The organism is Bacillus sp. LR--39, assembly GCF_053613335.1.
On record NZ_JBSIOT010000472.1, the window covers coordinates 1 to 937 of the forward strand.

1 protein-coding gene and 1 pseudogene are annotated in these 937 nt (G+C 46.2%); both read left to right on the forward strand.

All coding sequences use genetic code 11. From position 1 onward, the window contains the following. Positions 1-356, forward strand: a pseudogene (locus ACWHAR_RS24230) (peptide ABC transporter substrate-binding protein); the annotation flags it as partial. A gap of 87 nt (positions 357-443) precedes the next feature. Further along, the coding region (locus ACWHAR_RS24235; RefSeq protein ID WP_452088078.1) for a S66 peptidase family protein at positions 444-937 on the forward strand (494 nt) is incomplete at its 3' end.

Genomic DNA, 937 nt, shown 5'->3' on the forward strand with positions numbered 1-937 from the left:
GGAACGTATTTTTAGAGGATCAAAAAGCGCTGAAATTCCAATTCTCTCAAAGCTCATTTTTGCCTGATTATGCAGACCCTATCAGTTTTCTGGAAGCCTTTCAAACGGGTAATTCGATGAACCGCACAGGCTGGGCCAATAAAGAATACGATCAGCTGATCAAACAGGCGAAAAATGAAGCCGATGAAAAAACACGGTTCTCTCTTATGCATCAAGCTGAAGAGCTGCTCATCAATGAAGCGCCGATCATCCCGGTTTATTTTTATAATCAGGTTCACCTGCAAAATGAACAAGTAAAGGGAATTGTCCGTCACCCTGTCGGCTATATCGATTTAAAATGGGCAGATAAAAACTGATGGCGGTGATTGAGGAAATACTGCTTCTTTATGCGAAGGAGCGGTATTTTTTCTCTTTCTTGCACGTATACGTAGGGTGCAGAGCAAATGAAAGGAGTGTTTTCGTTGAATTACAAGCCGAAAGCGTTGAACAAGGGTGATACAGTCGGAGTGATCGCGCCCGCAAGTCCGCCGGATCCAAAAAAGCTTGACACCGCGCTTTTATTTTTAGAAGAGCTCGGTCTTCAGGTGAAGTTGGGCAAGGCGCTGAAAAACCAGCACGGCTATTTAGCGGGACAGGATGATGAGCGGCTGGCGGATCTCCATGAGATGTTCAGAGACGATGAGGTAAAAGCAGTGTTGTGCGCATGCGGGGGTTTTGGGACAGGACGTATCGCCGCGGGCATTGATTTCAGCTTGATCCGCAAACACCCTAAAATCTTTTGGGGATACAGCGATATTACGTTTTTACATACTGCCATTCATCAAAACACAGGTCTTGTCACTTTCCATGGCCCGATGCTCAGCACGGATATTGGCCTTGACGACGTTCACCCGCTGACAAAAGCGTCATATAAGCAGCTCTTCCAGGAGACGGAATT